The 14,301-nt window shown below is 69.7% G+C and carries 12 protein-coding genes and 1 pseudogene; 7 read left to right on the top strand and 6 right to left on the bottom strand.

Going from position 1 to position 14,301, the window contains the following annotated elements; translation table 11 throughout:
- Positions 1 to 103: 103 nt before the first annotated feature.
- From B079_RS36030 to B079_RS0122395, 3 genes and pseudogenes are all read left to right on the top strand, one after another.
- A pseudogene (locus tag B079_RS36030) lies at positions 104 to 296 on the top strand (hypothetical protein).
- Positions 280 to 804, top strand: a complete 525-nt coding sequence (locus B079_RS0122400) for a DUF6879 family protein (RefSeq protein WP_018548080.1) — start codon at positions 280 to 282, stop codon at positions 802 to 804. Before B079_RS36030 ends, B079_RS0122400 begins: the two are co-directional and overlap by 17 nt.
- Positions 801 to 1,631 carry a helix-turn-helix domain-containing protein gene (locus B079_RS0122395; protein WP_018548079.1) on the top strand — a complete coding sequence of 277 codons (831 nt, stop codon included), beginning with the start codon at positions 801 to 803 and terminating at the stop codon, positions 1,629 to 1,631. The genes B079_RS0122400 and B079_RS0122395 overlap by 4 nt, the downstream gene beginning before the upstream one ends.
- 320 nt (positions 1,632 to 1,951) lie before the next feature.
- Here B079_RS0122395 and B079_RS0122390 read toward each other — a convergent pair whose 3' ends face one another.
- Positions 1,952 to 3,109, bottom strand: a complete 1,158-nt coding sequence (locus B079_RS0122390) for an acyl-CoA dehydrogenase (RefSeq protein WP_018548078.1) — start codon at positions 3,107 to 3,109, stop codon at positions 1,952 to 1,954.
- A gap of 180 nt (positions 3,110 to 3,289) precedes the next feature.
- Here B079_RS0122390 and B079_RS0122385 point away from each other — a divergent pair, with 180 nt between their 5' ends.
- Positions 3,290 to 4,633, top strand: a complete 1,344-nt coding sequence (locus B079_RS0122385; RefSeq protein ID WP_018548077.1) for a UDP-glucose dehydrogenase family protein — start codon at positions 3,290 to 3,292, stop codon at positions 4,631 to 4,633.
- A 130-nt stretch (positions 4,634 to 4,763) separates the two neighbouring features.
- Here the strand turns inward: B079_RS0122385 and B079_RS32580 are convergent, their stop codons facing one another.
- Positions 4,764 to 5,345, bottom strand: a complete 582-nt coding sequence (locus tag B079_RS32580; protein ID WP_018548076.1) for a CGNR zinc finger domain-containing protein — start codon at positions 5,343 to 5,345, stop codon at positions 4,764 to 4,766.
- Between the two features lie 88 nt (positions 5,346 to 5,433).
- Here B079_RS32580 and B079_RS0122375 point away from each other — a divergent pair, with 88 nt between their 5' ends.
- On the top strand, positions 5,434 to 5,793 hold the full coding sequence (locus B079_RS0122375) for a VOC family protein (RefSeq protein ID WP_026248949.1): 360 nt from the start codon (positions 5,434 to 5,436) through the stop codon (positions 5,791 to 5,793).
- A 66-nt stretch (positions 5,794 to 5,859) separates the two neighbouring features.
- Here B079_RS0122375 and B079_RS0122370 read toward each other — a convergent pair whose 3' ends face one another.
- Complete coding sequence (locus B079_RS0122370) at positions 5,860 to 7,149, bottom strand: LCP family protein (protein WP_018548074.1); 1,290 nt, start codon at positions 7,147 to 7,149, stop codon at positions 5,860 to 5,862.
- A 119-nt stretch (positions 7,150 to 7,268) separates the two neighbouring features.
- Here B079_RS0122370 and B079_RS0122365 point away from each other — a divergent pair, with 119 nt between their 5' ends.
- Entirely contained in the window at positions 7,269 to 7,841 is a 573-nt protein-coding gene (locus B079_RS0122365; RefSeq protein WP_018548073.1) for an acyl-CoA thioesterase, read from the top strand.
- 221 nt (positions 7,842 to 8,062) lie between these two features.
- Here B079_RS0122365 and B079_RS0122360 read toward each other — a convergent pair whose 3' ends face one another.
- Entirely contained in the window at positions 8,063 to 9,433 is a 1,371-nt protein-coding gene (locus tag B079_RS0122360) for an LCP family protein (RefSeq protein ID WP_018548072.1), read from the bottom strand.
- Positions 9,434 to 9,690: 257 nt separating this feature from the next.
- Between B079_RS0122360 and B079_RS0122355 the strand changes: the two genes are divergently transcribed.
- Positions 9,691 to 10,719, top strand: a complete 1,029-nt coding sequence (locus B079_RS0122355; protein ID WP_018548071.1) for a glycosyltransferase family 2 protein — start codon at positions 9,691 to 9,693, stop codon at positions 10,717 to 10,719.
- Between the two features lie 65 nt (positions 10,720 to 10,784).
- Here B079_RS0122355 and B079_RS0122350 read toward each other — a convergent pair whose 3' ends face one another.
- On the bottom strand, positions 10,785 to 12,383 hold the full coding sequence (locus B079_RS0122350; RefSeq protein WP_026248948.1) for an LCP family protein: 1,599 nt from the start codon (positions 12,381 to 12,383) through the stop codon (positions 10,785 to 10,787).
- 108 nt (positions 12,384 to 12,491) lie between these two features.
- Positions 12,492 to 14,252, bottom strand: coding sequence for an LCP family protein (locus B079_RS0122345; RefSeq protein WP_026248947.1), 1,761 nt, complete (start codon positions 14,250 to 14,252; stop codon positions 12,492 to 12,494).
- Positions 14,253 to 14,301: the final 49 nt, after the last annotated feature.

Below are 14,301 nucleotides of genomic sequence, written 5' to 3'. Positions count from 1 at the left end.
TCCCGTTCCTTCAACCGTGATCGCTTGACCCCTGCGCTCCGGTCTCGGGACCATCGACCAGGCGCGGTACCGGCAGCGGCCATGGGAGAGGGGAACCCGGATCATGAAGGTCACCAAGCTGGTCAGTACGTGCGAATGTCACCGAGTGCCCGACGATCTACGCCACGGATCGCGGGACTTTCCTGGTGCAGGGTGAGACTCCGACCGATCACGGGCCCGACATTCCGGACCATGAAACTCTGGTCGAAATCCCGATGGAACTGATCCGGAAGGCCATCCGTGACCACCTCGTCTAGGACCCTCGGAGACCTCTTCGACGCGTTCGAGCGTGAGGCGTTCCGGCTCGAAACCCTGGACGACTACAGCAAGTTCGGCAGCGTCGACGCGTATCACGCGTTCCTGGCCGGAGAGCCCCAGCCTGACGACTACAACGCGGGGTGGGTCGAAAGGCTTCGTTCGTACACCGGCACCGGCAAGCGGCTCTACCGGGTGCACATTCTGTCCCGCCCGCTCACGGACTACCTGCGGTTCGAACTCGGCTGGGGTTACCGGAAGAACATGACCGGCGGGGAGGAGTTCTTCATCCTCGATGTCACGGAGAAACCCAACCCCTTGGAGGCAGTGCCGGACTTCTGGTTCTTCGACTCCGAATCGGTGGCCGTGATGAGCTACGACGGAGGCGGTAAGTACTTGGGGTCGGAGGTTCTGCCGGTGGAACAGGCGGAGCGATTCAAGCAGTACCGCGACCTGGCACTCACCCACGCGGAGCCGTTCCCCGCATGGTGGGCCAAGCACGGAGTGTGAACAGGGCACAGTTGGGGGCTGCGCTGCGGGCGTTGCGTCAGGCATCCGAAAAGGAGGCCAAGGCAGTCGCCCGCAGCGCTCTCATGTCTCCGTCCAAGCTATCCAAGATCGAGAACGCGAAGCTGGCACCCAGCGCGGCGGACGTGGAACGCATCCTTCTCGCCATCGGTGTGAGCGACGAGATCAGGGCCGAATACACCGAAGCCGCCCGCACCGCCGGTACCGAGACGACCGAGTGGCGGCTGCTCAAGCGGGTGGGAGTGCACAAGGGGCAGCAAGAGGTCAAGGCGCTCGAAGCGCAGATGTCGATGCTGCGCATGTTCCAGCCGGCGTTGGTCCCTGGTCTGCTTCAGATCCCCGAGTACATCCGGGCCGTGCTGCAACGCCACGACCTGAGCGACGACACCCTGGCCCGCACGATCAGCGGCCGATTGGACCGACAAGCCGTCCTCTACGACAGCTCGAAGTCTTTGCGGTTCATCATCACTGAGCCCGTGCTGCGATGGAGGATTGTCGCGCCATCCGTAATGGCCGCACAGCTGGATCGAATCGTGTCGGTTTCACGACTTGCTCACGTCGACATTCGCGTGGTTCCTCTGGACATTCAGCAGAACGATATGGCGAACCACTCGTTCGCGATCCGCGACGACCGTATGGTCACGGTGGAAACGGTGCATGCGGAAGTGCTTGTCACGGACCCTAGAGACGTCGCTGTTTATGTGCGGAAATTCGACGGGTTTGAGCAGGTGGCACTTGCCGGAGACGACATGCGGAATCTGCTCGAAGGTATCCGGGACGAATTCTTGCGGGAACAGGAAACAGGCTAGAGGCGCGGACGTGGCCCTCCCAAGATGGCGCCATGGAGAGCCAAGAGAGAACGTCCGGTCCCGTAGTCGAAACCACGTTGTGGCCGGAGTTTCCGCCCGAGCCGTCCCCCCGGCCGGGCTGCCCCGACTGTCTTTCTCTTTCGGTCGCTCGTAAGAACGCGCGATCGGCAGGCGACTACAGCGCCGTCTCGGATGCCAACGTGAGAATGCGGCGACACCAGAACGAGGCGCACGGCGCGTGAGTGCGAAGCCACGGCACGACGACGGCCCCCGACAAAGTGCCGGGGGCCGTCAGGTCTGCTTGGCTCAAGAGGCCGGAATTACGGCAGGTTCCGCGCCATCACGATCCGCTGGACCTGGTTCGTGCCCTCGTAGATCTGGGTGATCTTGGCGTCGCGCATCATGCGCTCGACCGGGTAGTCGCGGGTGTAGCCGTAGCCGCCGAGGAGCTGGACGGCGTCGGTGGTGACCTCCATGGCGACGTCCGAGGCGAAGCACTTGGCGGCGGCGCCCTGGAAGGTGAGGTCCTTGTCGCCGCGCTCGGAGGCGGCTGCCGCCTGGTAGGTCAGGGCGCGGGCGGCGGCGATCTTCATGGCCATGTCGGCCAGCATGAACTGGATGCCCTGGAAGTCCGCGATCGGCTTGCCGAACTGCTTGCGCTCCTGGACGTAGCCCTTGGCGTAGTCGAGGGCGCCCTGGGCGACACCGAGGGCCTGGGCCGCGATGGTGATGCGGGTGTGGTCCAGGGTCTTCATGGCCGTCGCGAAGCCGGTGCCCTCCTCGCCGATCATGCGGTCGGCGGGGATGCGGACGTTGTCGAAGTAGACCTCGCGGGTCGGGGAGCCCTTGATGCCGAGCTTCTTCTCCGGGGCGCCGAAGGAGACACCCTCGTCCGACTTCTCGACCACGAAGGCGGAGATGCCCTTCGAGCGCTTCGTCGGGTCGGTCACGGCCATCACCGTGTAGTACTCGGAGACGCCCGCGTTGGTGATCCAGCGCTTGACGCCGTTGAGCACCCAGAAGTCGCCGTCGCGCACGGCCTTGGTCTTCATGCCCGCCGCGTCCGAACCGGCGTCCGGCTCGGAGAGGCAGTACGAGAACATCGCGTCGCCCTTGGCGAGCGGGCCCAGGTACTTCTTCTTCAGCTCCTCGGAGCCGGAGAGGATCACCGGGAGCGAGCCGAGCTTGTTCACGGCCGGGATCAGGGAGGAGGAGACGCAGGCGCGGGCCACCTCCTCGATCACGATCACCGTGGCGAGCGCGTCGGCGCCCGAGCCGCCGTACTCCTCCGGGACGTGCACCGCGTGCAGGTCGCCCGCCACGAGGGCGTCCAGCGCCTCCTGCGGGAAGCGGGCCTCCTCGTCCACGGCGGCGGCGTACGGCGCGATCTTCGCCTCGACCAGCGAGCGGACGGCGTCGCGGAGCATGTCGTGCTCCTCGGACAGGCGGTACAGGTCGAAGTCAGCCGATCCGGCCACGGTCTCTCACGCTCCAAGGACGCTGTGGTACTGACGCTAATTACCGTTAAGTAACTGAAGTTTAGAGGGCTGCCCGAGGCCCGCATACGTGAGCTTGGCGACAGCTGGAGACCTGCCCCGAGCGGGGCACGACTATGCTCGGGCTCCGCACCGTCGACGTACCCCCTGGCTGGAGCAGCAATGAGCCTGAAGATCACCGTGATCGGCACCGGCTATCTCGGCGCCACACACGCCGCGGCCATGGCCGAACTCGGCTTCGAGGTGCTGGGCCTGGACGTGGTGCCGGAGAAGATCGCCCTGCTGGAGCGCGGTGAGACCCCGATGTACGAGCCGGGGCTCGACGAGCTGCTGCGCCGCCATGTCTCGGGCATCGAGGGGTCGACGGGGCGGCTGCGGTTCACGACCGACTTCGCGGAGGTCGCGGAGTTCGGCGACGTGCACTTCGTCTGTGTGAACACCCCGCAGAAGCACGGCGAGTACGCCTGCGACATGTCGTACGTCGACGCCGCCATCGCCTCGCTCGCCCCGCATCTGAGGCGCCCGGCGCTGGTCGTCGGCAAGTCCACCGTGCCGGTCGGCTCGGCGGGCCGCCTCGCCGCGTACCTCGCCGAGCACGCGCCCGCGGGCGACGACGCCGAGCTGGCCTGGAACCCGGAGTTCCTGCGCGAGGGCTTCGCCGTCAAGGACACTCTGCACCCCGACCGGATCGTGGTCGGCGTGCGGAGCGAGCGCGCGGAGAAGCTGCTGCGCGAGGTGTACGCCACGCCGATCGAGGACGGCACACCGTTCGTCGTGACCGACTTCCCCACCGCCGAGCTGGTCAAGACGGCGGCCAACTCCTTCCTCGCCACCAAGATCTCCTTCATCAACGCCATGGCCGAGGTGTGCGAGGCCGCCGACGGCGACGTGGCCGAGCTCGCGGAGGCCATCGGCTACGACGAGCGGATCGGCCACAAGTTCCTGCGCGCCGGGATCGGTTTCGGCGGCGGCTGTCTGCCGAAGGACATCCGCGCCTTCATGGCGCGCGCCGGTGAGCTGGGCGCGGACCAGGCACTGACCTTCCTGCGCGAGATCGACTCCATCAACATGCGGCGTCGCGGCCAGATGGTCGAGATGGCGCGGGAGGCGGTCGGGGGCGGCTCGTTCCTCGGCAAGCGCGTCGCGGTGCTCGGCGCCGCTTTCAAGCCCGACTCGGACGACGTACGGGACTCGCCCGCGCTGAACGTCGCCGGGCAGATACACCTCCAGGGCGGCCAGGTCACGGTGTACGACCCGAAGGGCATGGACAACGCCCGCAAGGTCTTCCCGACGCTCGGCTACGCGGACTCGGCCCTCGAGGCGGTGCGCGGCGCGGACGTCGTCCTGCATCTGACGGAGTGGCGGGAGTTCCGCGAGCTGGACCCGGCGGAGCTGGCCGCGGTCGCGGCGGAGCGGGTGGTGCTCGACGGGCGCAACGCGCTCGACGCCGAGCTGTGGCGGCGGGCCGGGTGGACCTACCGCGCGATGGGCCGCCCGACCGCGTAACGCCCTTCGGGGGTACGCCGGTTCGGCTGCGCCGGGGACGCCGGTTCGGCCGAGGCTCAGTCGGCCGAACCGGCGTCTGTGCGCATTGTGCACCACGGGGCGCGAGCGTGGCCGCGCAACCCCCGGGCCCTTACCTGCCCTTGGTGTGCGGGGTGGTGCCGTCGGCCTTTTCGGTGGCGTCGGCGTCCTTGGTGCTTTTGGCGTCCTTGGCGTCCTTGGCCCGGTAGCGCCGCATCTTCGCGCGGGCCCCGCACACCTGCATCGAGCACCAGCGCCCGCGTCCGGCCGGGCTGCGGTCGTAGTACGCCCAGTGGCAGTCGGGCGCCTCGCACGCCTTGAGCCGCTGCCAGGTGCCCGCGACCAGCGCCTCGGCGACGGCGGCGGCGACGCGGGAGAGCAGCGGGGCCGGGTCGGCGGGGGTGAGGCGGGCGGAGCCGTCGGTGTCGTCCACGGCGAGGTGCAGCGGGGCGTGCGCGAGCAGGTCGCCGAGCGGGGTCACCGTACGGTGCGGCCGGTGCCCGGCGTGTGCGAGCAGGGCGGCGCGCAGGGACTCGCGCAGCCTGCGGGCGTCCGCCACGTCCTCCGGGCCGATCCCGAGGCGCGCGCGGCCCTCCTCCGTGTCGAGCAGGTCGCGGCCGCTCTCGATGTCCAGGCTGTTGACCAGGGACTCCACCAGGACCAGGTTCCCGGGGGCGGCCGATCTGTCACTCATGCTTGCGACGTTACCTCCATTGCGGGAGCATGAGGTAACCGTTACCGGTTGCCCGACCCTATGGGTAACCATGTTCGAGGAGGAAGCCATGCCCCTCGCCACACTGGGCGCGATCGTTCTGGACTGCCCCGACCCGCACGCCCTGGCCGCCTTCTACGCGGGCCTCCTCGGCGGCACCCCGGAGGGCGACGACACCTGGATCGACCTCAAGACCCCCGCCGGGCCCACCCTCGCCTTCCAGCGGGCCCCCGGCCACGTCCCGCCGGCCTGGCCCGCCCCGGACGCCTCCCAGCAGTTCCACCTGGACCTGACGGTGGAGGACCTGAACACGTCCGAGAAGCACGCGCTCTCGCTCGGCGCGAAGCCCCTGGACACGGAGGACACCGACCGCACGTGGCGGGTCTACGCGGACCCGGCGGGGCATCCGTTCTGTCTGTGCGCGTGCTGACATCGCCCGGATACGCGAAAGGTGCCTCCCCGTCACGCGGGCAGGCACCTCTCGTGCGTCAGGGGCTCAGTTGCCCGTGACCGTCACCTTCTCGTCGTTCTTCAGCTCGTTCACCAGGGTCTGGACCTTCGCCTTGTCCCAGACGAGGTTGCCGCCGACCGAGCCGGAGACGGGCATGTTCATGGAGGTGCCGTCGCCGCCGCTGACGCCCTTCATGGCCCAGAACATGGAGGCCAGGTCCCACAGGCTCATGTCCTTGTCGACCGTGAGGGAGTCCAGGCCCGCGCTCATGGTCGGGTAGAGCTTGAAGGGGTTCAGGACGGTGGACGGGGTGGCCACCTGGTGGGACAGCGCGGAGAGGAACTTCTGCTGGTTCTTGGTGCGCTGGAGGTCGGAGGCCGCGAAGGCGTGCCGGGTGCGGACGAAGGCGAGGGCCTGCTCGCCGTTGAGGGTCTGCTTGCCCGCCTTGAAGTCGGCGCCGGAGTACTTGTCCTTGAAGCCCTGGTCGAGGTTCATCTCCACCCCGCCGACGGCGTCCACGATGCTGGCGAAGCCCGCGAAGCCGATCTCGACGTAGTGGTCGATGTGCAGGCCGGTGTTGTACTCGACCGTGCGGACCAGGAGCGTGGGGCCGTCCTTGGCGTACGCCGCGTTCAGCTTGGTGGTGCCGGAGGCCGGGTAGAGCTTGCCGGAGTCCGAGCCCTTGAAGCTCGGGATCGTGACGTTCGAGTCGCGCGGCAGGGATATGAGGGTGTCGCCGTTCGAGCCGACGTGCAGGATCATCATCGAGTCGGTGCGCTGGCCCTCGGCGGAGCCGGTGTGCAGCTTCTTCTTCTCCTCGTCCGACATGCCCTTGCGGCTGTCGGAGCCGACGATCAGATAGTTCGTGCCCTCGCCCTCGGCGGGCCGGTCGATCACCTTGGACAGGTCGACGTCGCGGTGCAGCTTGGAGTCGGCCCAGAAGTAGGTCGCGACCGACGTGACGATCAGCACACTCAGCACGGTGATCGTCGTCAGCTTGATCCGGCGGCCCCAGTTCGGGGCGGGGCGCGGAGCGCGGGTGCCGGGGGCGGCCGGGCCGCCGGGACCGCCGCCGCCGTAGACCTGGCCCGTGTTGTAGCCGCTGTCGTACCCGGCGTTCCCCCGGCCGTCGACGTACGACGGCTGCTGCGGCACCCCGGCGCCGTACGGCGGCGCGGCGGGGCCTTGGGAGCCGTACGAGCGCTGACCCGGGGGTACCGGGCCGCGCCTCACCTGACGCATCGAGCGCGCGCCTTCCGGCTGCGCGCCGGTGCTGCCGCGTCCGTAGCGGGGTCCGCGTTCGTCGTCGGACCATCCCTCGGGCCAGTCATTCATGGGCCCAAGTGTGCAGGGTGCGGGCAGGCGCCTTACAAGGGTTGTCGGAAAATCGGAGCGGGGCTGTTGCGAAGGCGACACAAATATCGCTAATGCGGCTTCCGCTTAAAGTGGGGGACATGACAGACCAGGTCTCGCCGAGCGAGCTTCCGGAGATCCCGGGCAAGCCCACCTCGGCTTCTCGTACCACCCTCAGCCACATCATGACCCACAACGACACCAACCTCCTGGGGTCGGTCCACGGCGGGGTGATCATGAAACTGGTCGACGACGCCGCGGGTGCGGTCGCCGGCCGGCACTCCGGGGGCCCCGCCGTCACCGCGTCCATGGACGAGATGGCCTTCCTGGAGCCGGTGCGCGTGGGTGACCTGGTCCATGTGAAGGCCCAGGTCAACTGGACCGGCCGCACCTCCATGGAGATCGGCGTCCGCGTCCTCGCCGAGCGCTGGAACGAGTCGGCGCCCCCCACCCAGGTCGGCTCGGCCTACCTGGTCTTCACGGCCGTGGACGCCGACGGCAAGCCCCGCGCCGTCCCCCCGGTCCTCCCCGAGACCGAACGCGACCGCCGCCGCCACCAAGAAGCCCAGATCCGCCGCAGCCACCGCCTGGCCCGCCGCAGCCACCGCCTGGCCCGCCGCCGCGCCATCCGCGAGCTGCGGGAGCAGCGGGCGGCCGACGGCATCGAGGACTGACGGTCCCCTCCGGGGGTTCGGCGGTGTCGGTTCCTGTCGTGTCCTTTTCCTGCGGGGCCTGCCGGGCCGCCGGAACCTGGCCGAGTCCCTGCCGGGCCCGCCTAACCCGCCGGGCCCGTCGGAACCGCGCTGAGTCGCCGTAACTCCGCTCGGCCCGCCGGTCCCTGCCGAACCAGTCAAGCCCCGCCGAACCTCCCCCCCCCGGCGAGCCGGCGGAGCCCTCACACCTTGTCCGAGCACACCACCTCGTCCCCGTGCACCACGGGGGAGTCCGGCTGGGCCGTGTCCGGGCCCTTGACCTTGTGGACGTTCTTGAAGTCGGGGCCCGCTGTGACGCGCAGGACGGGGCCCTGGCCGGGGACCGGGTGGAGTTCGCTGCCGGGGAGGGCGACGGCGAGGGAGCGGGCGGAGCGGTCCCAGCGGGGGTCGTAGGAGATGACCGTGCGGGGGACCGGGTGGCCGGTGACGGGCTGGTGGGTGGTCGCGAAGCCGGTGGAGGCGAGCGCGGCGTCCACCTTGCGGCCGAGCCCCGCCGTGCCGGTGCCGTTCTCGACCCGGACCCGGATCGAGGAGGGCGCGACCTCGACGGTGGTCGCCGCGGGGGCGTGCTTCGCGCGGACCGGGGCCAGCGGCTTGTCCTCGCGCAGGGCGGCGAAGAGCCGGTCCGCCTTGGCCTGGTCCCACTTCAGGGTCGAGCCGATGCCGTTGACGACGTAGCCCATCTGCCCGATCGGCACCGTGGTGAACTCGGAGGACGAGGGGGAGAAGTTCCGCATCGCCCGCCCGAGGTCCAGCAGCTCGTTCGTGCCGAACCCGGCGTCCGCCCGCACCGACCCGAGCACCGCCCGCGCCACGTCCCGGAACCGCATCGGGTTGAGCAGCACCCCCGAGGAGGTCGCCCGCTCGATCAGCGCGGCCATGAACCGCTGCTGCCGCTGCATCCGCCCCAGGTCGCTCGCCCCGTCCACGTGCCGGGCGCGCACGTACTGCAGCGCCTGCCCGCCGGTGAGGTCGTGGTTGCCCGGCGCGAGGTCGAGCCCGGTGTACGAGTCCTTCAGCGGGGTCGGTGTGCAGACGGTGACCCCGCCGAGCACGTCCACGGTCCGCATGAAGCTCGCGAAGTCGACCTCCAGATAGTGGTCGATCTTCACATGGGTCATCGCCTCCACCGTGCGCACCGTCAGCTGGGGCCCGCCCTCGGCGTAGGCCGCGTTCAGCTTGAGGGGATGCGCGTGATGCGGCTCACCGGTGGTCTGGTCGACATGGGCGGGCACCTCGGCGTACGAGTCGCGCGGCAGGCTCACCACGCTCGCCCGGTCCCGGTCCTGCGAGATGTGCACGATCATGATCGTGTCGGTGCAGTGACAGGGCGCGCCGCCCAGCTTGTACGCCTGCCGCTCCTGCTCGGTGATCTTGTCGCGCCCGTCGGTGCCGACCAGCAGGACGTTCATGCCGTGGCCCGCGGCGGGCCGGTTCTTCATGTCCTTGAAGGCGTCCACTCGCGCGATGCCCGAGTCGAGCCCGGTGACGAGCGCGTGGCCGATCCCGGCGGAGGCGAGCACCACCACCGACAGCGCGGTCACCGCCCGCATGCCCCAGCGTGGCTTGCGGCGCCGTACGAGGGCCGCCCGTGGCGCCCGCCCGGGCGGCTGCGGACGGCGCTGCGGGCCAGGGGCCGCACCGCCCTTGGCCGTGGAGGAGGGGGGCCGAGGCGGTCTGGGCAAGGGACACCTCCGGGCTGCGCCGAACGGGGATTTGTAGGAACCGTAGGCCGATACGATCTCCAGCCCGCGTCGCAGCCCCGGCGGCGCGCACCGGTGTCCCCCATTCGCGGTAACGTGAGGCCCTTATGAACGCCAAGCCCGACGTGCGGCTCCCCGCTGTATCTGTGATCATGCCCGTCCTCAACGAGGAACGGCATCTGCGCGGGGCCGTCCAGGCGATTCTCGCGCAGGAGTACGCCGGTGAGATGGAGGTCGTGATCGCCCTCGGTCCCTCCACGGACCGCACGGACGAGATCGCGGCCGAGCTGGTGGCGGAAGACCCCCGCGTGCACACGGTCCCCAACCCGACCGGCCGCACCCCCGCCGCGCTGAACGCGGCGATCAAGGCGTCCCGGCACCCCGTCGTGGTCCGGGTCGACGGGCACGGGATGCTCTCGCCGAACTACCTCACCACCGCCGTCCGCCTCCTGGAGGAGACCGGCGCGCAGAACGTCGGCGGCATCATGCACGCCGAGGGCGAGAACGACTGGGAGCACGCGGTCGCCGCCGCGATGACCTCGAAGATAGGCGTCGGCAACGCCGCCTTCCACACCGGCGGCCAGGCCGCTCCCGCCGAGACGGTCTACCTCGGCGTCTTCCGCCGCGAGGCGCTTGAGCAGCAGGGCGGCTACAACGAGGAGTTCATCCGCGCCCAGGACTGGGAGCTGAACTTCCGCATCCGTGAGGCGGGCGGCCTCATCTGGTTCTCGCCCGAGCTGAAGGTGTCGTACCGGCCCCGCCCGAGCGTCAGGGCGCTCGCCAAGCAGTACAAGGACTACGGGCGCTGGCGCCATGTCGTCGCCCGCTACCACGAGGGCTCGATCAACCTGCGCTACCTCGCCCCGCCGGCCGCCGTGTGCGCGATCGCGGCCGGGCTCGTGGTGGGCGTGGCGCTCACCCCGTGGGGCCTGGTGATCCCCGGCGGCTACCTCGCGGCGATCGTCGCGGGCTCCCTCCCGGCGGGCAAGGGCCTCCCGCCGAAGGCCCGCCTCCAGATCCCGCTCGCCCTGGCCACCATGCACATGTCCTGGGGCTTCGGCTTCCTGACCAGCCCCAGGTCCCTGGCGCGGCGGGTCATCGCCTCGCGGCGTCCGGCGGTGCTCGAAGCCCGCTGACGGTACGTCGGCCGCAGGGGCCCCTCCGCTCGCGTCGCGCGGGGAGGGGCCCCTTCACGCGTGTCCTACCACTGGTAGGGCTTGTACACGTCCATGCAGGCGGAGGTGTCCGAGCCGTTGATGGCGTCGGAACCCTCGGGGATGTCACCGGCCTTCGGGGCGGACTTCTTCGGGTACGCGGTGCCGGTGCGCCAGTCCGCGCCGACGACCACCGTCACGCCCGAGACGTCCGTGGAGCGCTCCACCTGGCCCAGCGGGACGCCGAGCGCCTTGGCCACGCCCTGCGCGTCGCCCTCCAGGTCGGCGCTCGGATAGCGCACCACCGTCTCGTCCTCGGACAGCGCGGCCGAGGTGTCCTTCGTCGCCCTGGTGTACCCGGCCTGGGCCAGCACCGTGTCGATCGCCGCCGCGCGGCCCGGCACGGCGGCCTGTGTCGCGCTGCCGGTGCCGTTGGCCACGACCACCCCGAGCTGGGACGGCTGGAGCGAAGGGTCCTTGGCGGGCGGGGACTTGGGCTTGGACGGCTTGCCGTTGCGGTCCAGCGCCACGTCGTCGCGGAGCATCGCCCACAGCTTCTCGGACTCGGCCTGCTGCGGCACCACGTGCTCGCTGTTGAGCGGGTCCTCCACGTTGGGCATGGTGACCGAGGTGATCCGGTTCGCCGGGACGGCCTTCAGCTGGGTGCCGAGGTCGTAGAGCTTCTTGACCGTGCCGATCTCCTGGGACACCGTCAGGGACTTGGTGGCCGCCTCGGCCAGGTCCATCAGCCGCCCGCTGTCGGTGAAGACGTTCTGTCCCTTGAGCGTGCGGATCATCGAGTTGAGATACATGTGCTGGGCGCGGGCGCGCATCACGTCGCTGCCCCAGGCGTGCCGGGTGCGCAGCCACTGGAGTGCCTGTACGCCCTTCACCTTGCGGTGACCGGCCTTCAGCTTCAGTCCTGAGCCGCCGCGCTGGGCGGGCGTCGAGTGGTCCCAGACGTTCTGGTTCACGCACACCTCGACCCCGCCCACCGCGTCGGCCATCCGCACCACACCGGCGAAGTCGATGGTCATCCAGTGGTCGATGTAGACGCCGGTCAGCTTCTCCCAGGTGGCCAGCGTGCAGCCCGCGCCGCCCCGGGCCAGCGTGGTGTTGATGATGTCCTCGGTGGGCGGGTAGACCCGCTTGGTGCCGGGGTCCACGCACTTGGGGATCGCCACGCGGGTGTCGCGCGGGATGCTCACCATGGCGGCGCTCTTGCGGTCCGCCGAGAGGTGGATGAGCATCTGCACGTCGCCGAGGGGCGGGTTGCCCCGGTTGTCCTTGCTGCCGCCGAGCTTGACGTTCTCGGCGGAGTTACGGCTGTCGGAGCCGATGAGCAGGATGTTCAGCGGGGTACGGCCCGCCGCGTCCGGCTGGGCGCGGCGCACCTTGGAGTCGTCGCCGCTGATCCTGCTGCCCTTGGTGATGTTGCCGTTGAGGTGCTGATAGTAGAGATAGCCGGCCCCCGCCGACCCGAGTATCGCCAGGGCCAGCACGATCACCGCCCAGCGCAGCACCCGCCGCCCGCGCCCGCGCTGCCGCCGGGCCCCTCGTCCGCCGCCTGAAGGGCCCCGGCCGCCCGGTGCGGCCGTCGCCGCCTCCTCCGGACCGGCCTTCCCCCGTATGCCGCTCTGCGCCAACTCCCCCGCCTCCTGTACCGCACCAAGCAAACGGGCCCGTCCCGCGTCCTTATAGACGCACGACGGGCCCGAACCGTTACCTACGAACCGTTCGTCACGATGTGTTGCCTACGAGGCACACTGCGCCTTGTCGGCCGTCGACTTTTCCGCGACCTCCGGCGCCTTCGACGGGGCGGTCATCGAGACGCCCGCGCCCTTGAAGTCCTTGCCGAGGGTCAGCGTCATCGCGGGCAGCCCCTGGCTGTTGGTCACACTCTTGCCCGGCTTGAGCGCGGAGCCCGACAGGCCCATGAGCGCGGCCAGTTCACGCGCCTGGGACGCCTGGTCGGGCGCGTACTCCAGAGTGGTCCTGCTCAGCTCGGCCGGGGCGTTGCCCGCGTTCTCCGACTTGAGGATGCCCTTGTCGGTCTGCATCCACTGGAGGGTCGCCTGCGCACTGCCCGCCTGTGCGCCGCCGTTGAGGATGCGCACCCGTACGTCGGAGGCGGCCGACCGGCTGCCCTTGAGCCGGGCGGCCTGGGCGTCCTTGGCGGCCTTCTTCTTCTTTTTGACGTCCGTGAAGGAGACGTCGTTGTTGATGGCGTCGAAGATCGGGGGAGCCGCGACCGGGTCGACGATCACGGTCTTGTGGATGACGCCGTCCGCCGGGTTGTCCTTCACCGGCACGGTCAGGAAGGTGATGTTCTTCGGCGGGACCTTCTTCATCTCCAGGGCGATGTCCTTGAGCGTGCTCACGGACTTGATGCCCTGGTCGACGGTGAGCGCCTTCGTGGCGGCCTCCGCCAGGTCCAGCAGCTTGGCCGGGTTGGTCAGGGTGTCGCTGGAGGACATCTTGCGCATCAGCGACCCCATGAACTGCTGCTGCACCTTGATGCGGTCCAGGTCGCCCTGGTTGCCGAAGCTGTGCCGGGTGCGGACGAAGGCCAGCGCCTGCTCGCCCTCGACGTTCGACTTTCCGGCGGGCAGCTTGAGGTGCGAGTCCCGGTCGTCCACCGCGTGCGCCAGGCACACCTCGACACCGCCCACCGCCGTGGTCAGCGTCTTCACCGCGTTGAAGTCGACCATCATGAAGTGGTCGGGCCGGATGCCGGTGACGGCCTGCACGGTCTGCATCGTGCAGCCCGCGTTGCGGCCCTCCTGACCGAGGCTCTCGTTGAAGCGGTGCTGGTCGGTGCCGCTGATGATGTCTTCCTTGCCGTCGGGCTCGACGGTCTTGCAGTCCGGAATGTCCACGATCAGGTCGCGCGGGATGCTCAGCGCGGTCGCGTTCGTACGGTCCTTGGCGACGTGCAGCAGGATGTTGGTGTCCGCGTGGCCGACGCTGTTCTTGTCGCCGTAGCCCTCGTTGCCCTTGCCGGTGCGCTTGTCCGTACCGATGATCAGGATGTTGAAGGCGTCGTCCTTGCTGAAGCCCTTCTTGGCCACGCTGCCGACGTCGGTCGTGGCGACGTTGCCTTCCAGGTGCTTCAGATAGAAGTAGCCCGCCGAGCCCACGGCGACCAGGACGAGCGCCATGCTGCCGCCCGTCCAGGCGAGTATCTTCTTCGCCTTCGACTTCTTGGGCTTCTGCGGCGGCCGTCGGCTGCCGCGCCGTCCCTGCGGCTCCGGCTCGGGCTCGGCCCCCCGGCGCCGACGCGGCTGCTGCGGGACCTCCGCCTCGCGCTCACGGGGCTCCCGGGGCGGGGCGTCGCCCCGCCGGCGCGGGGGCGCGGCGCCGTTGTCACGGGGGGCGGACCTCCGCGGACCGGGAACCGGTGATTGCGCTCCGGAAGGATTTAGTCGCAGTTCGTATTCGCCGGTGTTCGGATTGAGCACCCACTGGTCTGCGGGGTCGATGTTGTCCGCCCGCCCACGGCTTTGCGCGTCCACGGTTGTCCGAATCCTCCGTCGGGGCCACGCGGCGCCTTCCCCCTCGTAG

Origin of the sequence: Streptomyces sp. LaPpAH-108 (genome assembly GCF_000373625.1) — a bacterium.
In the GTDB taxonomy this organism is placed as follows: Bacteria; Actinomycetota; Actinomycetes; order Streptomycetales; family Streptomycetaceae; genus Streptomyces.
This window is presented reverse-complemented; position numbering and strand designations above follow the sequence as displayed.